The 19,704-nt window shown below is 68.2% G+C and carries 16 protein-coding genes; 12 read left to right on the forward strand and 4 right to left on the reverse strand.

Annotated features, from left to right (window positions below):
• From QHF83_RS44510 to QHF83_RS44530, 5 genes are all read left to right on the forward strand, one after another.
• The coding region (locus tag QHF83_RS44510) for a hypothetical protein (RefSeq protein ID WP_282424200.1) at positions 1 to 301 on the forward strand (301 nt) is incomplete at its 5' end.
• Positions 301 to 1,380 (forward strand): tetratricopeptide repeat protein, encoded by a 1,080-nt coding sequence (locus QHF83_RS44515; protein ID WP_282424201.1) that lies wholly within the window; start codon positions 301 to 303, stop codon positions 1,378 to 1,380. The genes QHF83_RS44510 and QHF83_RS44515, both read left to right, overlap by 1 nt.
• Positions 1,362 to 1,970, forward strand: coding sequence for a hypothetical protein (locus QHF83_RS44520; protein ID WP_282424202.1), 609 nt, complete (start codon positions 1,362 to 1,364; stop codon positions 1,968 to 1,970). The genes QHF83_RS44515 and QHF83_RS44520 overlap by 19 nt, the downstream gene beginning before the upstream one ends.
• 113 nt (positions 1,971 to 2,083) lie before the next feature.
• Positions 2,084 to 4,411, forward strand: a complete 2,328-nt coding sequence (locus QHF83_RS44525) for a (Fe-S)-binding protein (protein ID WP_282424203.1) — start codon at positions 2,084 to 2,086, stop codon at positions 4,409 to 4,411.
• Between the two features lie 159 nt (positions 4,412 to 4,570).
• Positions 4,571 to 4,813: a hypothetical protein gene (locus QHF83_RS44530; RefSeq protein ID WP_272425797.1), complete on the forward strand. Its 243-nt coding sequence runs from the start codon at positions 4,571 to 4,573 to the stop codon at positions 4,811 to 4,813.
• Between the two features lie 45 nt (positions 4,814 to 4,858).
• Here the strand turns inward: QHF83_RS44530 and QHF83_RS44535 are convergent, their stop codons facing one another.
• On the reverse strand, positions 4,859 to 7,129 hold the full coding sequence (locus tag QHF83_RS44535) for a POTRA domain-containing protein (RefSeq protein WP_282424204.1): 2,271 nt from the start codon (positions 7,127 to 7,129) through the stop codon (positions 4,859 to 4,861).
• Positions 7,130 to 7,206: 77 nt separating this feature from the next.
• On the opposite strand from QHF83_RS44535, the gene QHF83_RS44540 reads away from it, so the two are divergent.
• A complete protein-coding gene (locus QHF83_RS44540; RefSeq protein ID WP_282424205.1) occupies positions 7,207 to 7,776 on the forward strand; it encodes a Rieske 2Fe-2S domain-containing protein in 570 nt (189 codons plus the stop codon).
• Positions 7,773 to 9,524 carry a cytochrome b N-terminal domain-containing protein gene (locus QHF83_RS44545; RefSeq protein WP_282424206.1) on the forward strand — a complete coding sequence of 584 codons (1,752 nt, stop codon included), beginning with the start codon at positions 7,773 to 7,775 and terminating at the stop codon, positions 9,522 to 9,524. The genes QHF83_RS44540 and QHF83_RS44545 overlap by 4 nt, the downstream gene beginning before the upstream one ends.
• A 46-nt stretch (positions 9,525 to 9,570) precedes the next feature.
• Here the strand turns inward: QHF83_RS44545 and QHF83_RS44550 are convergent, their stop codons facing one another.
• On the reverse strand, positions 9,571 to 10,272 hold the full coding sequence (locus QHF83_RS44550) for a hypothetical protein (protein ID WP_282424207.1): 702 nt from the start codon (positions 10,270 to 10,272) through the stop codon (positions 9,571 to 9,573).
• Between the two features lie 1,108 nt (positions 10,273 to 11,380).
• On the opposite strand from QHF83_RS44550, the gene QHF83_RS44555 reads away from it, so the two are divergent.
• From QHF83_RS44555 to QHF83_RS44575, 5 genes are all read left to right on the forward strand, one after another.
• A complete protein-coding gene (locus tag QHF83_RS44555; protein WP_282424208.1) occupies positions 11,381 to 11,728 on the forward strand; it encodes a hypothetical protein in 348 nt (115 codons plus the stop codon).
• Positions 11,729 to 12,518: 790 nt separating this feature from the next.
• Positions 12,519 to 13,553 carry a sigma-70 family RNA polymerase sigma factor gene (locus QHF83_RS44560; RefSeq protein WP_282424209.1) on the forward strand — a complete coding sequence of 345 codons (1,035 nt, stop codon included), beginning with the start codon at positions 12,519 to 12,521 and terminating at the stop codon, positions 13,551 to 13,553.
• Positions 13,554 to 13,858: 305 nt separating this feature from the next.
• Entirely contained in the window at positions 13,859 to 14,122 is a 264-nt protein-coding gene (locus QHF83_RS44565) for a hypothetical protein (RefSeq protein ID WP_282424210.1), read from the forward strand.
• Between the two features lie 80 nt (positions 14,123 to 14,202).
• Entirely contained in the window at positions 14,203 to 15,330 is a 1,128-nt protein-coding gene (locus QHF83_RS44570; protein ID WP_282424211.1) for a tetratricopeptide repeat protein, read from the forward strand.
• Between the two features lie 389 nt (positions 15,331 to 15,719).
• A complete protein-coding gene (locus QHF83_RS44575) occupies positions 15,720 to 16,586 on the forward strand; it encodes a hypothetical protein (protein WP_282424212.1) in 867 nt (288 codons plus the stop codon).
• Positions 16,587 to 16,634: 48 nt separating this feature from the next.
• Here QHF83_RS44575 and QHF83_RS44580 read toward each other — a convergent pair whose 3' ends face one another.
• Together QHF83_RS44580 and QHF83_RS44585 are read right to left on the reverse strand one after the other, a co-directional pair.
• The gene (locus QHF83_RS44580; RefSeq protein WP_282424213.1) at positions 16,635 to 16,832 is read right to left on the reverse strand and encodes a hypothetical protein; all 198 of its coding nucleotides are present in this window, start codon (positions 16,830 to 16,832) and stop codon (positions 16,635 to 16,637) included.
• 1,225 nt (positions 16,833 to 18,057) lie between these two features.
• Positions 18,058 to 19,014: a hypothetical protein gene (locus tag QHF83_RS44585; RefSeq protein ID WP_282424214.1), complete on the reverse strand. Its 957-nt coding sequence runs from the start codon at positions 19,012 to 19,014 to the stop codon at positions 18,058 to 18,060.
• Positions 19,015 to 19,704 lie beyond the last annotated feature (690 nt).

Here is a 19,704-nt window from a genome sequence, read left to right on the forward strand (position 1 = left end):
GCCGACGGCCGAACCCGCGCCGCCGCCGGTCGCGCCGCCTCCCGCGCCCACGACCGAGCCGGCGGCCACGGCCGCGCCGACGGCCGAGCCTGCGGCGACGGCCGAGCCCGACGATCTCGAGATCGAACCTGCGGCCACGGCCGAACCCGCGGCCGCGGCCACGGCGGCGCCCACGACGACGGCCACGGCCAAGTCCACGGCCGGCGCGGTGGCCGCCACCACGGCGACGACGAAGACCGGCACCGTAAAACCGAAGGCTTCTAGTACCGTCGCGCCGAAGGTCGGTAACATCAAGTTCTGATGAACGAGCTCTGCCGGCGTTCGCTCGCCTTTGCCTTCGTCGCCTTCGTTGGTCTCGCCGCGCCACCGCTCTCGCACGCGGCCGATGCGCAGACGTCGCAGGCTCAGATCCAGCTCGCGCGCCAGGCCGCGTCGGAGGGGCTCGTCGCCTATCGCGCGGGCCAGTTCGACAAGGCGCTGAACCTCTTCGAGCAGGCGAAGGCGCTCTACCCGAGCGCGCAGATCGTCCGCATGATCGGCTACTCGCTGCTCGCGCTCGAGAAGTGGATGCCCGCGGCCGAGGCCATGGAAGCCGCGCTCGTCTCGGACGTCGCGCCCCTGTCCGACGAGGACAAGGCCGACGTGAAGGAGCAGCTCGCGAAGGCGATGGTGCACATCGGCGTGCTCAACGTGACGTCGAAGGTGCCCGGCGCGAAGCTCGCGGTCGACGATCAGCCGGCCGCGAATCTGCCGCTCGCAAAGCCGTTGTGGCTCTCGCCCGGCAAGCACAAGATCGTCGTGAGCGCGCCGGATCACGAGGACGAGGTGCAGGAGATCGAGCTCGAAGGCGGCAAGCCCCTCGAGCTCTCGATCGATCCGAAAGAGGTCAAAAAAGAAGCGCCGCCGCCGCCTCCGCCGCCGCCCCCGCCGCCGCCCGCGAAGAAGAACTGGATCCCGCAGCAGCGCCTGATCGGGCTCGTGGCGACGGGCGTGGGCGCGGGGCTCGGGCTCGGCACGCTCGGCGCGGGCCTCGCGTCGATCCACCTGCGCAACAACGTCGCGCGTGACATCCAGATCCACGAGAAGATGTACGGGACGAACTGCAGCCGCGGGGACGCCACGTTCTGCCAGCTCGATCGTCAGGTCATCGCGGCGGACGGGCGCGACGCGAACACGATGCGTGATCTCAGCGTAGGCCTCGGCATCAGCGCGCTCGTGCTCGGCGCCGGAGGCATCGTGCTGACGATCTTCGCGGCGCCGGACGAGCCCGCGAAGCCCAAGGACGAAGCACTGCCCACGGCGCAGAAAGGCGCGGGCATCCGCTCGTTTGCCTGCGGGCCGCTCGGCGGCCTCGGCGTCTCATGCGCAGGCACGTTTTGACCGTCCGGCATGGCCTCGCCGCGCTCGCGCTTCTGTTCGCGGCGCCGGCGTGCATCGAGGTGCCTGCGCCGCCGGCGAAGGACGCGCTCAAGGTCGTCGATGTGAAGGCGAGCGAGGGCGTGGTGCTCGAGACCGCGTGCGTGCCGACGGGCATCGAGACGTGCTTCGACGCCCGCGACGACAACTGCAACGGCGTCATCGACGAGGGCTGCGGCCTGCACACGGGGATCTTGCAGTTCGCGATCGCGTGGGAGGCCGTGGAGGCGGACGTGGACCTCAACGTCTACGATGTCGGCGGCGAGCTCGCGCGGGTCGGGGAGCCGACCTCGACGGGCCTCGTGAAGGACCGCGATTGCCCGCAGTCCGAGAACGAGTGCCAGGGCCAGAACGTGGAGAACGTCTACCTGGCCGAGGGGGAGCCGAAGCGCGGGCGCTACCGCGTGGTGATCCGCCTCGACAAGCTCAACGGCGCGGCCGCGCCGGTGCGGGTGCGCCTCGGCGCGCGCGTCGGGCAGCGGCCGTTCAGCATGGTCGTCGAGCTCGCGCCGGGCGCGGGCACGGAAGAGAAATCGTTCGAGTTCACACTTTGATGCGGGCGCGCGATCACGCGCCGCATTTCGTTTGACGCGCGGCATCGCTCGGGTTGACGCGCGGCCATTCGGCCACCTACAACAGGGTCCGTTTCCCCGGGAGAACGCGCGCCATGAATCCGCTCATGATGTTTCTCATGATCTTCGGCCTGGCCGGGGCCTTCGCGTACAGCGCAGGCCGCCGGTGGTCGTTGCTCCAGGTCGGGCGGCCGGAAGATCGCTTCGATGACGTTCCGGAGCGCGTGAAGGGCACGGCGATCTACGCGCTCGCCCAGAAGAAGATGCATTACTACCGGCTCGCCGGCGCGGCCCACATGCTCATCTTCCTGGGCTTCGTGGTGCTCCTGGCCCGGTCGATCATCCTCTGGGGCCGCGGGTTCGACCCGTCGTTCAACCTCTTCATCCTCGGGCCCGAGGGCTTCCTCGGCCTGCCCCTCGGGCACGCCTACGAGTTCCTGAAGGACGTCATCGCGTCGCTCGTCATCGTCGGCGCGCTCGTCTTCCTGTACTTCCGCGTGATCAAGGTCGACCCCCGCATGACGAAGTCGGGCGAGGCGATCCTGATCCTCGGCATCATCATGACGATGATGCTCGCGGACATGATCTACGACGGCGCCTCCATGGTCCTGCACCACAAGGGCCTCGCGGGCTGTACGGGCAGGAACCTCGAGCCCGGGTACTGCGACGCCGTCCGCAAGGTCGTGGCCCCGCTCGGGCCCGCGCCGACGCACGCGCTCGGCTGGGCGCCGTTCCCCTCGCCGGCCGGCTCGCTCTTCGCGACCCTGCTCGCCGGCGTGCCGCGCGACACCTTGCTCGTGATCGCCAAGATCGGCTTCTGGACGCACGCCTCGCTCGTCCTGATCTTCGCGAACATCCTTCCGTACTCGAAGCATTTCCACGTCATCACGGCCGTCTTCAACGTCTTCTTCCGCAACGTCGAGCCGCGCGGGCGCCTGCCGCTCATGGCGCCGAGCGCGGAGGCGATCGGCGAGATGGTCATGAAGATGGCCGAGGAGCCCGCGAAGGCCGAGCCCGTCGGCGTGAACAAGATCCAGGACTTCACCTGGAAGGCGATCCTCGACTTCTACACCTGCACGGAGTGCGGGCGTTGCTCCGACAACTGCCCCGCGCACAAGACGGGCAAGCTCCTCTCGCCGAAGCAGTTCACGCTCAACCTGCGCGACCACCTGTACGACCACGACAGCGAGCTCATCGCGCTGAAGCACGAGGCCGATCGGGTGGGCGCGGCGCTGCCGCGGCCCGAGGCGACGACCGACGACAACGGCGAGGTCGGCCCCTATCGCTCCGAGCCGGAGGGCCTGCAGGCCCAGGCGGACGGCGCGGCCGCGGACGCGAGCAAGGATCTCGTGGCGAACGTGATCCACCCGGACGTGCTCTGGGCCTGCACGACGTGCCGGGCCTGCGAGGAGCAGTGTCCCGTGATGATCAGCTACGTCGACAAGATCGTGGAGATGCGGCGGCACCTCGTGCTCGTGAAGGGCGAGTTCCCGGCGCAGCTCAACGGTCCGTTCCAGGCGATGGAGGTGAACGGCAACCCCTGGAACCTCGCCCGCATGGATCGCGCGAACTGGGCCGAGGGGCTCGACGTGCCGATGATGTCGGACAACCCCAAGGCCGAGGTCCTCTACTGGGTCGGCTGCGCGGCGAGCTACGACGACCGGGCGAAGAAGATCGCGCGGGCGACGGCGCGGCTGCTCACGGCGGCGGGCGTGGACTTCGCGATCCTCGGGCAGGAGGAGACCTGCACGGGCGACCCGGCGCGGCGCGCGGGCAACGAGTACCTGTTCGCGATGCTGGCCGAGCAGAACGTGGCCACGCTGAAGGGCTACAAGGACCAGGGCGGCGTGAAGAAGATCATCACGGCCTGCCCGCACTGCTTCAACACGATCCTGAACGAATACCCGGACTTCGGGGCGAAGTTCGAAGTCGTGCATCACACCGACTTCCTGCTCGGGCTCGTGGCGGAGCGGAAGCTTTCGCCGAAGAACCCGGTGAAGGGCAAGGTCGTCTTCCACGACTCCTGCTACCTCGGCCGCTACAACGACGTGTACGAGCAGCCGCGTGACATCCTGAAGAGCATCCCGGGCGTGGAGCTCGTCGAGGCGGAGGGCTGGAACCGGAACAAGGGCCTGTGCTGCGGCGCGGGCGGCGCGCAGTTCTGGATGGAGGAGCAGAACAAGGACCGCGTGAACGTGAAGCGCACGCTCCAGCTCCTGCAGACGGAGGCGAAGACGATCGCGACCGCGTGCCCGTTCTGCCAGACGATGATCACCGACGGGCTCAAGGCGCACGGGAAGGAAGAAAGCGTGCGTCAGCTCGATGTCGCCGAGATCCTCCTCGAGAGCTGCCTCGAAGGCGCGACGAAGAAGGAAAAGGCGAAGAAAGCTGCGCCCGAGGCAGAAGCCCAGGCCGAGGCCTGATCACGCAAGTTCCGCGATTCCCTCGATTCCCATCAGGAATCGCCTGGTCCACCCCCCCTCGTTCCGGAGCACGTGCGTCCGACGAGAGCCTGAGCTAGATTCGGGCGGTCGCCGGACCGAGGGAGGCAGATGGAGCAACCGCAAAACATGGTTTTTTCCATGGCCATCGATTCGCTGGCCGACGTGGCGCTCAAGGCGCGCGTGACGCCGGAGGACGCGGGCGAGCTCCGGTGCGACGCCTGCTCGGAGCTCATCGAGGGAGAGCCGGCCGGTCGAGGGCTGTACGTGTGGACCCGCGGAGACGAGGTCCGCTACGAAGAGCCGCCGCTCTGCGCGCAATGCGCGACGGCCATCGGGATCACGGCGCTCGCCACGTGGAGCGTCGAAGAAGAAGAGGGATAGCCCCTCACCTCCCAACCCCTCTCCCGCCGGGAGAGGGGGCTTGCTTCAGAAAGCCTCGCCGATCGCGATCGTGGTCACGATCGGGAATCCGCCCGTGTATCCGAACAAACCGACGTCGTAGCTGAGCTCGGTCTCGTCGCAGACGCCGATCTGCTGGGCGCACGGGACGCGGTAGCCGACGTCCACGCGGACGGGGCCGACCGGCGTCGCATACCGGACGCCCAGGCCCGCGGACAGGTGCGGGCGGTTGAGCGCGAGCTCCCCGAGGCCCGGCCGGACGTCGCTCGCGTCGAGGAAGAGGATCGCGCCGAGGTTGTCGGTGAACGAGAGGCGCACCTCGAGCGCGGACTCCCAGAGCGTGAGGCCGCCCGTCGGCGCCCACGGAGGCACGGCCCCGCGCGCGGTGTCGCGCAGGGGCACGCTCGCGTGCATGCCGACGCCGTTGTAGACGTAGCCCCGGTTCGAGTTGGGGCCGCCGCTGTAGAAGCCGCGGAATTGCAGGAGCTGCAGGGATCGGCGGAGGTCGTCGAGCGAGACGTTCGTTCCGTCGACGATGCCGTCGTCGTTCTCGTCGGGCCGCTTCCCCTCGCGGGCTTTGGGGCCGAGGATCTCGAGCGTCTGCTTGAAGTCGTCCGAGCGCGGGATGAGGAAGCCGCCGGCCAGGCGGAAGGCGAGCGTGACGCGCTTGGCGACGGGCACGTAGGCCCGGAACTCGGGGCGCAGGCGGACGTCGTCGGCGTCGCCGGGCAGGAAATACCCCGCGAGCTGGGCGTTGAGGTTGAGGTAGACGCCGCGCCGCGGCGTGACGCGGTCGGTCTCGCCGCGGTCGTTCTGACGGAAATCGAGCGTGCCGACGGTCTCCAGGTACGTGAAGACGAGCCTGGTAAAACCCTTGGGCACGGCGTCGTGCCAGTACAGGAACGGGTCGTCGTACTGCACGTGGATGAACTGCCCGAGGTAGTGGGTGAAGTCGGAGAAGCGGCGCTCGAGGCCGAGCGTGACGGCGGCCTCGCGGTAGCCGAGGGCCGGCTCCTTCGCCTCGGGGGTGCCCGGCGCGGGCGCCGTGATGATGTTGAGCGGGCGGTAGATGTTCGCCGCGCCGCGGAGGATGGCCTGCGTGCGCGGCTCGAAGACGCCGGGCTGGCGGAGCTCGAAGCGCAGGCGGATCTCGGGGAGGATGTAGCTCGGGCGCGCGAGGAAGAGGTTGTAGAGGGCGTTCGGGTAGAACACGAGGCCGGGGCGCGCCTCGATGGCGAAGCGGCGCAGGCCGCCGAGGAAGTTTCGGTCTTCCCAGCTCGCCATGCCGTGCGCCTCGACGCGCCCGCCGGCCTCGGCGCCGAAGCCGAGCTTGACGGCGCGCAGCGCGGCGGGCTGGACGACGATCGTGATGGGCACGACGCTCGTGCGGGGTTTGTCCGGCGGGGGGAGCTCGGGGCGGACGTCGATGGCGCCGAAGATGCCGAAGTCGGCGAGGGCGCGCTCGGCGGAGGCGAGGGTCTTGGTGGAGAAGCGCTCGCCTTTGTGGAAGCCGAGGGCGGCGCGGATCGGCTTCTCGGGCAGCTCGCCGAGGCCCTCGATCCGGATGTCGCCGAAGGTGGCGCGGGGTCCGAGCTCGATCGTGTACGTGACGTCGGCGGTGTGGGCGACGAGGTCGACCTTGGCGTCGCCCCGGACGTTCGCATAGGGGAAGCCGAGGTCGGTGAGGGCGCGGGTGATGGCCTTCTTCGTGGCCTCGTAGCTGTCCTCTTCGAAACGTTCGCCGAGGGGGAGCTCGTTTTTCGCCTCGGTGACGGGGCGCGTGACGTCGGCGGCGTCGGGCATGCGCCAGTCGACCCAGGCGAGGTCGACCTTCCGGAGCTTCACGGGTTTGCCCTCGTGAACGACGATCTCGATGCGGATCTTGCCGTCGGACTTGCGGCGCATGACCCGGCCGGCCTCGACGTGCGCCTCGTAAAACCCGCGGGTGCGGTAGTAGCGCTCGATGCGGGCGAGGTCGCGCTCGAGGACGAACCGGTCGAAGCGCTCGTACTCGACGGCGAGGACGTCGCTCAAGCCGGCGATGGGGATGCCCTGCAGGACACCGCCCAGAGGGTGCGCGCTCTCCGCGGTGGCGATGCTGTCCTTGATGGCGGAGTCGGGGATCTCTTCGTTGCCCAGGACGTCCACCTCTTCGATGATGCAGCCGGAGAGGTCTTGAGGGTTACACGTCGGGGTTTTGGGGGGCGTGGTTCGGCACGCCACGGACGTGACGAGGGGCAAGGCGAGGGGCAAAAGCCTGCGCAAGACGACGCGGGACGTGCTCCTGTTCTGCGTCAAGTGACCTCCCCCTCGGGTATCCTCAACCAGCCGCGCGCGGTCGCGGCGGAGGGAGAGCCTACGAGATGGCGGAGCCAATGCAAAACGACCTCGGCGTCGAGCCGCCGCGGGCCGAGCGTCCCGAGGAACCTTCGCGCGTGGACGGCGGCCGTCGCGGCGCGTTGAAGGTGCTCGTCGCGCTGGGCGGCGCGGCGTACGCGGGCGCGATCGTCGTTCCGGCCGTGACCATGCTGGCCCCGTCGTCCGAAGGCGGCGCGGGCGCGGCGCGGTGGATGCGCGTTTGTCGTCTCGCCGATCTGACCGAGGGCGAGCCGCGGCGCGTCGTGGTCGTCGGCGACGAGCGTGACGCGTACACGGTGACGAAGGATCAACAGCTCGGCTCGATCTGGTTGACGAAGAAGGGCGACGCGGTGACGGCGCTCAGCGCGGTTTGTCCGCACCTCGGCTGCTCGATCGATCTGAACGGCGACAAGAAGAGTTTTTCGTGCCCGTGCCACACGTCGAGGTTCTCGCTCGCGGGCGCGGCGGAGGCAGGGCCGAGCCCGCGCGGGATGGATCCGCTCGGCGTGCGCGTCGTGGAAGGTCACGTCGAGGTGGACTTCAAGCTCTTCCGCCAGGGGATCGCGGAGCGTAAGGAGGTCGGGTGAAGCTCGGCGATTGGCTCGACGAACGGACGGGCTACCGGGCGATCACCCGGAAGCTCGTCGATGCGACCGTCCCCGGCGGAGCGCGCTTCGCGTACGCGTGGGGCGCGGCGCTCGGGATCGTGCTCCTGCTCGAAGCGGTGACGGGCATCCTGCTCATGACCGTGTACTCGCCGAGCGCGACGACCGCGTGGGCGAGCGTCGCGTACCTGCAGCAGAAGGTGCCGGCGGGCTGGGTCGTGCGGGGGCTGCACCAGTTCGGCGCGCAGGCGGCGATCGTGCTCGCGGTGATCCACGTGGGCTACGCGATCGTGCGCGGGGCGTACCGCAAGCCGCGCGAGCTCACGTACTGGCTCGCGCTCGCGATGGTGGGGCTCGTCGTGGTCGCGGCGCTGACGGGCAATCCCCTGCGCTGGGATCAACGTGGCTTCTGGGGCCTGCGAGTCGAGACGGGGATCATCGGCACGGTGCCGGTGGTCGGCGGCGTGCTGCAGCAGCTCCTCCTCGGCGGAGGCACGCCGGGGCACATGACGCTGTCGCGTCTGTTCACGCTGCACACGGTGGTCTTGCCGTTCCTGCTCGGCTCGATCGCGGCGACGCACCTCTGGCTCTCGCGCAAGCATGGGCCGGCGCTCGCGACGCCCGCGGACGCGGTGAAGTCGGATCGGTACTTCCCGACGCAGGCGGCGCGCGACGTGATCGTGGCGGTCCTCGTGCTCGGCGTGATCGGGGCGCTCACGTACCTGCGGCACGGCGCGCCGCTCGACGCGCCGGCGGATCCGACGAGCGATTATCCGGCGCGGCCCGAGTGGTACTTCCTCGCGCTCTACGAGATGCGAAAGCCCTTCCCGGGCAAGCTCGAGCTGATCGCGACGGTGGTGATCCCGGGGCTCGTGGCCGGCTACCTGTTCGTCCTGCCGCTCCTCGACAAGAAGGCCGATCGCGGCGTGATGAAGCGGCTGCCGCTGCTCGTGCCGGTGGGCCTGTTCGGGGCCGCGCTCGGCGTGTTGACGTTCGCCTCGATCCGCACGGACGCGGCCGACGCGGAGTTCGCGAAGGCGGTGGCGAAGGCCGAGGCGCAAGGCGACAAGGCGCGCAAGCTGGCCGAGGAAGGCGTGCCGCCGGAGGGCGCGCTGGCGATGCTGCGCAACCACCCGGAGACGCGGCGCGTGGCGCTGTTCGAGCAGCACTGCGCGAGCTGCCATCGCATGGGTGATCTGGGGCCGCCGAAGGACAAGGACACGGCGCCGGATCTCACGGGCTTCGGCACGAAGGCGTGGGCGAAGCGGGTGATGGAGGAGCCGGATCACGACATGATGTTCGGCAAGACCGCGTTCAAGGGCGAGATGCCGAGCATGACGAAGCCGCCCGCGGATCCGGAGGCGGCGAAGGCGTTCACGGCGATGAACCCGGCGGACCTCGACGCGATCGCGGACTTCCTCGCGGCGCAAGCGCAAGGGAAGAAGGGCGAGGGCATGCCGGGCGAGAAGCTCGTGGGGCAACGATGCACGAGCTGCCACCGGTTCGACGGCAAGACGGACGACGAGGATTCGCTCGCGCCGGAGCTGCGCGGCTGGGCCTCGGTGCCGTGGATCCTCGCGCAGATCGACGATCCGGGCAGCGGCGCGACCTACCCGAAGGGCGCGATGGATCCGAAGCTCGAAGGCCACATGCCGGCGTTCAAGGAGAAGCTCTCCGAGAAGGACCGGGCGCTGCTCGCGAAGTTCGTGCAGGAGCAGGCGGGCAAGTAGGGAAGGGGGCGGCGGGGTCAAACCACCGCGCCCATGTCAAGACGAATCAGGAGGGGGCCACGGTTTCGTCGGCCCCTTTCTTCCGGGGCTTCCGCTCCACCACCGTCGTGTCCTTGAAGTAAACCGAGAACTCGTCCTCGCGCCCGAGCTTCGCCAGGAGGCCACGGACGAGGGGCTTGGCGACGTTCGTGTATGCCTTGAGGAAGGCCTGCCTCGCGGCGACGAGCTCCGCGGTGTGGATGATCTTCGTCCCGACCGTCGAGGTCTTTTGCTCGATCGCCGCGCCGAGCTCCGTCTCGGCCTTCACGAGCCGTGCCTTCCACTCGGCAGCTTCCGGGAGATTCGCGTTCGCGTCCGCATCGAAGCCGGCGAGCACCTTCGCGAGCTTCTTTTGCACGTCGGCGGGCTTGAGCTTTTTGACGTCGCCTTGTTTGCCTCCCGGGAAGAAGGCCTGTTTGTCATGGGGGACGTCGTCGGCGAGCGTGCCGAGGTATTTGAAGAATCGCGCGACCTGCTTGCGCCCGGCTTCCGCCTGGGCCTCGACGTCCGCGCGGCCGCCACGCGCGGCGCTCGTGGTGAGCGTCTGTTTCGAGAGCTCGGCGCTGACGGCGTCCGCTGCGGCTTTCACGTAAGAGAGCAGGCCCGAGACATCCACCAGCGGCGAGGCGCCGACGAGCTTCTGGCCCTCGGTGTAGAGGTGATCGGCATACTCGGCGCACTCCATGTAATCGATGTACTCGTCGGCCATGAGGTCTCCTCCCGGGACGGGGGAATGTCCGTCCATAACATCGGCATCGTGGCATACGAAAAAGGCTGAAGAGTGAGGTGGCGTAGGGGGAGCACGAACTCGGCAGGGGAGAAGGGCGTCGGAGGGCGGGCAGGTGGGGGACTCGGGAGCCGAGGAGGGGGCGGAGGGCGGGCGGGCAGGCACCTCGGCAGGGGAGAGGCACGTCGGCGCGTGGGCGGGTGGGCGCCTGGGGAGCCGATGGGGGCTTCGGAGGGTGGGTGGGTGATTGCCTCGGCAGGGGAGAGGGCGTCGGAGCGCGGGCAGTTGGTTCACTCGGCTGGCGAGGGGTTCATCGGCGCGCGAGTGGATGAGCGTCTGGGCGGCTGTGCGAGCCATCGGAGCGCCGATTGCGTGAGATGGTTCATCCTGCACGCGTGGAGACCAAGAATCGCAGGTGGAGCGTGCGAGTTGGCGGCTGGTGAGCGGAGAGCTTCATTATCGGAGCCGAGGCCAAGGGGCTAGCTCACGTGTGAGGGACTTGTCAGGACTTGCCAGATTACAGTGTTTGTACGGCCGCTCTACGTGGCACACGTGCGACATGGACAAGATTGGGCTCTTTGCCGCGCAGATCGTCGTGGTTCTGCTCCTGCTGGCCTTCCAGCGATACGGACGCCGGCCGGACTCTCCGCCCAACGAACCGCTGCAGCTTCCCCCCGTACCTCGCGCGCGGCGAAAGCGTCCGGCTCTGCGGGCAAGGTGAGCCCGGTCGTAGTCATCACTGCGAACGGAACCGCCAGGCGAGAGCTCGGGACGGCGCCAAAGTGGACGAGCGGGATCGGCGCAGGTAACGTCCCCCGAGTGGAGGGGTCATGTAACGGACCGCGAGTCTTGGGGCCGTCGTCTTTCTCGTAACGGTACTTTTCGCGTCGCCGGAGGCGGCCGCAACGGGGAGCGATTGCCCCCCGTCGAGCGTCACGGGACGATGCGAGGACCGATGCGCCGAGCAATACGATCGAGACGAAGCGGATTGTCGACGATTGCCCAAAAAGAACCAGCCAGCATGCTTTGATCAGGCTATGAGGCGGCTGGCTGCCTGCATGGCGAAGTGCCCGGATAGGTCAAAGAACGGATGCAAGAAGTAATCGCCGAAAGGCAACTAGACTTCTATTCACCGCGAGGCCGGCGCCCCAAAAAGGTCATCGTCCGGATCGGTAGGCCCGAGCTCGACGAGACCGGCGAGACCTGGCGCGCGCCCATCGAGATCCTTGGGCCCAAGAAAGGCCAGGTCTTCCGGAATCGGGGGGTCGGCGCGGACTCGATGCAGGCGATCATTGGGGCGATCTGGCTAGCGCCGGTCTTTCTTCGGACCATCACGAACGACACCGGCGGGCGGCTTGAATTCGAGGGGAGCGCCGATCTTGGCTTCTACATGGAGCCGCACGAGGCATTCAAGCCTCCCAAACCCGGGAAGGAATGACCCCCGCCCCTTGGGAAAAGGCGCGGGCGGACCGCGTCCACGTGGGCATGGCGCTGGGGTCGTCGCAGGCTCGCGCGAATCTGCCAGGGCGGAAGCCTCACGAGGACTCGCGCGAACCCGCGAGGAGGAATCGCAGATCAGCGGCACCGCTGGCACCGCGCGCAGATCCGGAGGCGCAGCATCGAGGACGACCACCGCCATGCCGTGCGAGTTCCGAGCCGCGGACGGAGGCGGCGCCGCCTCCTCGCCGACGGGCCTCGCGGTGCTGCACCCAAGGCATGGGGGGAAGTGGCCGAAGTAGGGCACCGCCGCCCCGAGCGACCGCAGGGGCCGGATCGCAAGCCGCGGCGGAGCACCTGGAGCAGCGCGGAGGCGATCCGCCGCATGACCTCGATGGTCACGGTGAAGAGGATACGGGCGAAGACGACGCGAAAGAGATCGAGCCAATCCGAGTCGGAGCGCATGGCGCACCTCTCCTCATTGAGCCGGGGAAGGAGAGCGCGCGGCCCGCGCGCTCGTGATGACGTCCGGCTGCCAAGTCAAAGGGTATGCTCTTCCTCGGGAGTTCGCAGTCCGTGCCATCTAGACACGCCGTGAATATTTTGCGCGGGGTTCCATGCCGTTTCGTGAATAGAGTACGCTTCAATGGTTGGCGGCTCGTCGGTTTGGCTTGCGGTTGGTACGGCAGCGGAGAGCCCATGGTGTCGCGGGGGAGGCGCGGCCCCCCTGTGTCCGGAAAAATCGTCCGAGGCCTGTAACCAAACGCCTTCGAGCCCTCCTAATAGGGGATGTGACACCCCAGCACGTCCGGTCCTCCTCTCCCTTCCTGGAACTCTACCAGGCGTACGCCGCGATTCTGCCGCGGTGGTTCCGTCTGCTTCACCTGCCCGAGCGCGATGTGGCCGACGCCGCGCAGGAGGTATGGATCGAGGTCGGGACGAACCCCGAGCAGATCCCAGCGAACGCGCGCGAGGCTCGGATCGCGCTGTTCAAACTCGCGGCGCGCGTGGCCGCTCGCCTGCGTTACCGCGCCGCGAAGGCCGCATCCAGGCGAGGCTCCGAGGCCCCGGACGAGCTCGCGGCCGTGCATGACGTGGAAGAGCGCGCCGCCGAAGCTCTGGCCGTGATGGCCGCGGTGGACGTGCTCGATCCTCAGACGCGGCGCTTGATCATCGCAAGCAAGCTGCTCGGGTACACGGAGAGCGAGATCGCCAGCAGGGAGGGTCTTAGCTCGTCGGCTGTGAAGGTCCGCATTTGGCGGACGTGCGCCGAGATCTCGCGACGGGTTCGCGCCCACGACGAGAGGCAAGACCGTCGGCGCGGCGTACTCCTGCTTCCCGGAACGCTCGTCATCGACCCCGAGATCCGCGCCGCGATGTGCGCCATCTGGGAGGCAGAGGGCCGCTTGCCCTCATTCGGCGGACCGGGCGGGCCGGGCGGCCCTCCGCGTCCACCTCTCCCACCTCCGCCACCCGTCGTGCCCGCGGCGCCCTGGTTCGCCGCGAGCCCCACGGCCGCGCCGAAGCTCGCCGCCCTGGTCGTGCTCGTGCTGGGGCCGGCGTGCGCGGTCCTGGTCTTCCTCCTCTGGAACCCCGAGCGTCCCGAGCTAGCCCGCGGAGGCCTCCGGGTGCCGCCCGTGCGAATCGAGCTCGTCGGGCAGTGCGAGACCATCCCGGACGCGCAAGCAGCGGCGACAACGACGAGCAGCGCGCCACCCTCGACGAGCTCGACGACGTCGCCCGGCGGGAAGACGCTCTCCGCCGAGGACCGGCGCAAGCTCCGGCTCGCGCGGGAGGCCTACAGCCGCCAGGGGGACGCCGAATAGCAGGCCTTCGAGCCCGACCGTGGCGCGCCTTGGGCGAGCGGTGCGCGCCGCGGTCGGGCCTCGATGCGGATGGACACGCGGGCAAAGGGCTTCATGCGGCGCATGGGCAAACCCTCCAGGAGAGCGTGACCCATGAAGCCCTTTGCCGGCGCGACCATGACGCGCGCATCAAGAGGCCGTCGATTTCCCGCGGAACCTCTTGGCCTTCGACACGAGCGCGACCCCGCACGCGATCGACGGTCTCTTGATGCGCACGACCCGGCCGCGCCGGCTCCGTTCCTTCATCGTGCCCGCGAGGTGATGCCATGTCGACCACGGACGAACCGACAACCGAGGCCCCCGAACTCCCGAACGACGACACCGCCGAGCCCCCCGAGCTCCCGACCGAGTATGCCATCGGCAGTGACGGACGTTTCTACGTCACCGAAGAGGGTTTCAAGCGCGGGGGGACCGTCGGCCGAAAGCAGTTCGTCGGGTATCAACTGACCGACGAAGAAGCGGCCGAGGTTTGGGACGCCATCCACCGGCTGGCCTTCAACGCGACGCAACCCTTACGCGCCCGCCGATGAGCTTTCGAGGGCCCCGGGTGCGTCGTTCATGGATACGATCCGGCTCGATGGCCCTTCGCCTCGCGCGGCTCGCGCAGCTCGTGCTCGTCCTGGTCCTCGTGCTCGTCGCCAACCTGGCGCGCGCCGCCGATGCGCCGAGCACCCCCGGCCGCGTCGACGAAGCCGCGCGCTTCGCCGAGCTCGTGCGCGCGGGCGACAAGGCACGCGCCGCGGGCAAGCTCTCCGAGGCCGTCAGCGCCTACAGCGCCGCGCTTCAGATACGCCGGGACGCACGTATCCGCGGCCGACTCGGTCTCGTCGCGCTCGAAGCTGGGGCGACGGCGGAAGCCGTGGGCTTTCTGCTCGACGCCATCATGGACGGGCACGGCGCGCCCCCCGCCGAGCAGCGGCAGATCCACGAGGCCTACCTACGCGCGCGGCCTCTCGTGTGCCGCCTCGACATCACCGTCTCTCACCTCGGCGCGGAGGTGCGGATCGACGGCGAGCTCGAGCCCGGGGCCCGCACGAAAAACGACTTTTTCGTGTTCGTCGAGCCGGGAAAGCACGAGGTCCGCGCGAGCCTGCCAGGGTTCGCGGACGCGATCGTGAACGTCGAGGCCCCGAAGGGCGAACGCGCGCCCGTTGCGCTGAACCTCACGCCCCTCCCCGCGCCGAGTTCGCCGCCGGCTCCCGAGCCGCCCGCGGCGTCGAGGCCGGCGAGCTCGGCCCGAAGCTCCACGCCGGGTTCGAAGCCCCGGAGATGGACCCCGTTCGTTGGGACAACGGTTATCTATAGCGCGGTCTCCCCGCTGCCCGCGTTTGGCGCCGTTGCGTTTTCAGAATGGCCGGTCGGTGAGGTGTTTTCTTGGCGTCTCGATGTACGGGGGGCATTTTCACCCCGTGACGAGAGTGTATCCGTTCGCGGTGCACTCGTTGGCGCATGGCCTGGCTTTTGCGGCACGGCGCGGTGGTTTTCCGGCTGCCTGCTCGCGGTCGGTGGCGCGATCAATCGGTCCAGAATCATCCCTGCTGTTTCTGAGTGGCAGCGCTTCTTAGGGTTTGGCGCGGGAGCCATGGCGGCGGTCCCTCTGGGGCCACTGAACGTGCGCATCTTGCTGGACGCAGTCGTCTTGGTTGATAACTACCCGCTCGTCGTAGGCGGGGGTCCGGCGGGTTGGAGCGACAACCAGATCATGGCAGGACTTAGCGTCATGGCCGCCGTGCGTTGACCTCCTAGGGTTTGTCGAGGGGGTTGACCTAGGTTTGTCGAGGGGGTATCATGCTCCATATGCGACCCAAATTGTATTTTCTCTCTTTCCTATGCGCTCTGCTCGTAGCAGCCGCCTCGCTGAGTGTGGAGGGCTGTGGTTCTGACCCGACGTATATTTCGTGCCATCCTGTGTATACGCCGTGCTTCGGTGGCTGGGTGTGCCTGGAGGACGGTACATGCGTCCCGCCTGACGCAGGAACGGACGCGAGCGACGCGAGCGACGAGGGCGAAACCGCGTCCATCGGATGCACGGGTCCGTGCATCCCGCGAGGCCCCGACGGATGGAACGAACCGCGCGCCGTCTGGATCGGCGGCTCCGACAAGGCCCCCACGTTTTGCCCCGAGAACATGGACTTGGGCCTCCGGACGCGCGCCTTCGCCGATCTCGAATGGGAGTACGGGACGTGCGAACCCTGCGGATGCAAGAAGCCAACGGGCTCCTGCACGACGCTTCCGGAGTCCATCAAGGTCCGCGCCGCCCTCTGCGGACAGCAGGGGACCGCGCTCCCCTTCGGAGGCCCCGCGGAGTGGGACGGCTCCTGCACCTCGGCGAACGCGATCCCCGCGGGTGCGCAGTGCCCCGCCGGAAGCGGCACGCTCTGCGCGCAGTCGATCGCCGTCTCGCCGCTCGGCCCGCCGATGGAGGATGGTTGCGAGCCCGTCGTCATCCCCGCCGAGAAGCCACCCCACGTGGGAACGCCCTCGATGAGCGGACCCACGTGGACATGGAAGACGCACGCGATCTCTTGCTACCTCCCGACGTGCGAGGACCCGAAAGAAGCGTGCGTGCGGACCTTGGCCCCGCTCCCCGAAGGGTTCGCGCACTGCATCTCACTGCCCGGCATCCATGCGTGCCCCGAGCCGTGGAACGCCAAGGAGCTCGTCGCCTACGACGACGACACAGCCGGCGCGGCCGACGGCCGCGCATGCACGGCGTGCGAGTGCGGCGCACCTGTCGGCGGGGGATGCCTCGCGCGCGTGCGCACCTTCCAGGACGATGCGTGTTCGAAGCTCATGTCGGACGTCGAGATTTCATCGTTCGTCGAGCAATGCTCGAACGTTGCGCTCCCAGGTCTCGCGATCGGCAGCAAGGAGATCACGCCGCCCGAGTACATCCCCGGCGCGTGCGCGTCGAGCGGCGGCGAGCCTACGGGCGCCGTCGTTCCGAACCCCGAGCACGCGGTCACGTTCTGCTGCAAGGCCCCTGGGGAGTAGGGATTGCCCAGAGCTCGCGGCCCCAAGCATTGGACCGGGTCGATGATCTCAATGAGAGCGACGGGACGGGCGCGTCTTCTGGAGAAACATGAAGGCCGACACCCCCACGAGCGCCGCCACGGCCGCGACGACGGCGCGACCGAAGATCGAGGAGACCTCGTCGCGCAGTGCCATCAAAATGGAAAATCCGAGCAGGCCGGCGAGGCCCACGGCAAAGCGCCGAACTTGCATTCCGGACGGCTTCATCGCAGCACCTTTCAAGGGGGGCAGGAATCCGCGCAGAGCGAGGCGCCGAACGTGTTCACGGAGCAGGCGGCGACCACGGCCCACATGCATGGAAGTATCGTTCCACCGATGGTGATCGTGCTTGCTCCGCTGCAAACCGTCCCAACCAGGCCGCATCCCATCGTGGCCACGGTCCAACACGCGGCCCGACATGCCATCCCTTGCGGGGTGGCGGCGGTCATGGCTGCCTCGCTCGTGCGCACGGTAGCGGAATCATCAGCGACGGACGCGCTGGACGATTCTGATGAAGCCGCGGCCAGTGCCAGAATCATTGCGCTGAACGTGCCCATGTTGCCCCCTAGACGTGAACGCCGAACGCGATCCGCGCTGGGCGTCAGGGGCTTGCAACAATAGAGCCGTTCAGTGCGTTCGCTCCCTTTCGTGCTTCGGATCCACCGGCTTCGGCACGTGCATCTGGAAGCCCGCGTTCAGCGCGCGCACGCGATCCTCGGGCCGCGTGTACGCCGTAAGCGGGCAAGCCCTGAGTCCGCCGAGGGGCCTCGCAAGGGAGGCCCCGTCGCACGCCCCCCTCCAGATCATCCCTTCCCATTGGCACGCGTGCACGGCGGGCGGTGACTCGCGACGAGCGACGCTTGCACGGGGGACACCGGCCGCGCGCGGTACGGCCGTTGCGGTCGGACGAGGTGAGGAGGTATTCCGCATGAAACCAGCTGTGTTTTTCGCGCTTTTGTTCGCCCTCGCCACGTTCACTGCCGCGGAGGAGACGACCCTGGCCCGCGAGGTGGTGGAGGTCGACGGAGCTCCGACGGCGCTCGCGACCTCGGCCGACACGCTCACGGAGGCCGCGTCGCCGTTCTGCCTGGCAGAGTGCCAGACGGACTATCGGCGATGTATGACAATGGCCCACGGCGACAGCTTCCGTTCGTGCGTGTGCAGAAACCGGTACGCGATGTGTCGGGCGAGGTGTTCTCCTGGGACAGCGCGGCCCTTCCTGGAAAACTGCTGGCATCCCGGCCCGTGAGCCTCGAGCCAGACTGAACCCCCAGCCATTCGCGTGACAGAAGGCTACGGTCACATTCCTGCAGTTACCCCAGTCGACATCCCCGAAGGCATACCAGCGCGCGGCGTTGTCTCCCCGGCACGAGCCGCAACACTGGATACGGGCGGCTCGGAGCGCCTCGGTGCCTTCGGCAATCGCCGCAAGCCAAGGACCGGGGGTGCAACATCAGAACCGCCCGATCTGCGCGCGCGGAGCACGCGCGAGGGTGGGGGACCTACGGGCGAGGGCATGCCGGGCGAGAAGCTCGTGGGGCAACTGATGCACGAGCTGCCACCGGTTCGACGGCAAGACGGACGACGAGGATTCGCTCGCGCCAGAGCTGCGCGGCTGGGCGCTGCTCGCGAAGTTCGTGCAGGAGCAGGCGGGCAAGTAGGGAAGGGGGCGGCGGGCCCACCCCGCCGCGCTCATGTCAAGACGAATCAGGAGGGGGCCACGGTTTCGTCGGCCCCTTTCTTCCGGGGCCTCCGCTCCACCACCGTCGTGTCCTTGAAGTAAACCGAGAACTCGTCCTCTGCGCCCGAGCTTCGCCAGGAGGCCACGGACGAGGGGCTTTGCGACGTTCGTGTATGCCTTGAGGAAGGCCTGCCTCGCGGCGACGAGCTCCGCGGTGTGGATGATCTTCGTCCCGACCGTCGAGGTCTTTTGCTCGATCGCCGCGCCGAGCTCCGTCTCGGCCTTCACGAGCCGTGCCTTCCACTCGGCCGCTTCCGGGAGATTCGCGTTCGCGTCCGCATCGAAGCCGGCGAGCACCTTCGCGAGCTTCTTTTGCACGTCGGCGGGCTTGAGCTTTTTGACGTCGCCTTGTTTGCCTCCCGGGAAGAAGGCCTGTTTGTCATGGGGGACGTCGTCGGCGAGCGTGCCGAGGTATTTGAAGAATCGCGCGACCTGCTTGCGCCCGGCTTCCGCCTGGGCCTCGACGTCCGCGCGGCCGCCACGCGCGGCGCTCGTGGTGAGCGTCTGTTTCGAGAGCTCGGCGCTGACGGCGTCCGCTGCGGCTTTCACGTAAGAGAGGAGGGCCGAGACATCCACCAGCGGCGAGGCGCCGACGAGCTTCTGGCCCTCGGTGTAGAGGTGATCGGCATACTCGGCGCACTCCATGTAGTCGATGTAATCGTCGGCCATGAGGTCTCCTCCCGGGACGGGGGAATGTCCGTCCATAACATCGGCATCGTGGCATACGAAAAAGGCTGAAGAGTGAGGTGGCGTAGGGGGAGCACGAACTCGGCAGGGGAGAAGGGCGTCGGAGGGCGGGCAGGTGAGGGACTCGGCAACGGGAATCTGTTTGTGTACCGTTCTTGAGGAAGGCGGGGGCAGGTCGAGCGTCAGGTGGGCGGTGGACCTTGCCAGGTGTGGCGACCGCCATGGCGGAGGGTGGCGGCCGCCAGGGAAGATCGGGGAAGTGCTCGGTAATCGGCGTCCCTTTCGTTTGGCATGGCGCGCGCGATGGGGACGCGCGTGGGGCCTTCCGGTTCGCTTTCTGCACTGCATGGCGACGGCGACCGCTACGAGCGGCATCGACCTGAGGAGACGGTTCTCTACCGAGTCGTGCGTTCGTATTGGGACTCGTTTCGGGAGCGCGTGGAGCCGATTGGGAGTTTGCCGCGATTCGTCGTGCGCGAGGTCGAGGAGTATCTGCGCTGCGGGATTCTCGAATACGGCCTCATGCGCGTGGAATGCGAAGGGTGCGGATTCGAGCGACTGGTCGCATTTTCGTGCAAGCGACGTGGGTTCTGTCCATCATGCCTCGGACGGCGGATGAGCGATGGCGCTGTGCATCTGACCGAGGAGGTATTGCCGGAGGTATAATTTCGC

The organism is Polyangium sp. 15x6 (assembly GCF_029960785.1).
Classification (GTDB): domain Bacteria; phylum Myxococcota_A; class Polyangia; order Polyangiales; family Polyangiaceae; genus Polyangium.

What these genes read in the sequence shown, in the direction of transcription:
- QHF83_RS44515 (WP_282424201.1), top strand. Translation starts at nt 301, where the DNA reads ATGAACGAGCTCTGCCGGCGTTCGCTCGCCTTTGCCTTCGTCGCCTTC.
- QHF83_RS44540 (WP_282424205.1), top strand. Translation starts at nt 7,207, where the DNA reads ATGCAAAACGACCTCGGCGTCGAGCCGCCGCGGGCCGAGCGTCCCGAG.
- QHF83_RS44525 (WP_282424203.1), top strand. Translation starts at nt 2,084, where the DNA reads ATGAATCCGCTCATGATGTTTCTCATGATCTTCGGCCTGGCCGGGGCC.
- QHF83_RS44580 (WP_282424213.1), bottom strand. Translation starts at nt 16,832, where the DNA reads ATGAAGCCGTCCGGAATGCAAGTTCGGCGCTTTGCCGTGGGCCTCGCC.
- QHF83_RS44565 (WP_282424210.1), top strand. Translation starts at nt 13,859, where the DNA reads ATGTCGACCACGGACGAACCGACAACCGAGGCCCCCGAACTCCCGAAC.
- QHF83_RS44530 (WP_272425797.1), top strand. Translation starts at nt 4,571, where the DNA reads ATGGCCATCGATTCGCTGGCCGACGTGGCGCTCAAGGCGCGCGTGACG.
- QHF83_RS44555 (WP_282424208.1), top strand. Translation starts at nt 11,381, where the DNA reads ATGCAAGAAGTAATCGCCGAAAGGCAACTAGACTTCTATTCACCGCGA.
- QHF83_RS44550 (WP_282424207.1), bottom strand. Translation starts at nt 10,272, where the DNA reads ATGGCCGACGAGTACATCGATTACATGGAGTGCGCCGAGTATGCCGAT.
- QHF83_RS44520 (WP_282424202.1), top strand. Translation starts at nt 1,362, where the DNA reads ATGCGCAGGCACGTTTTGACCGTCCGGCATGGCCTCGCCGCGCTCGCG.
- QHF83_RS44575 (WP_282424212.1), top strand. Translation starts at nt 15,720, where the DNA reads ATGGACTTGGGCCTCCGGACGCGCGCCTTCGCCGATCTCGAATGGGAG.
- QHF83_RS44585 (WP_282424214.1), bottom strand. Translation starts at nt 19,014, where the DNA reads ATGGCCGACGATTACATCGACTACATGGAGTGCGCCGAGTATGCCGAT.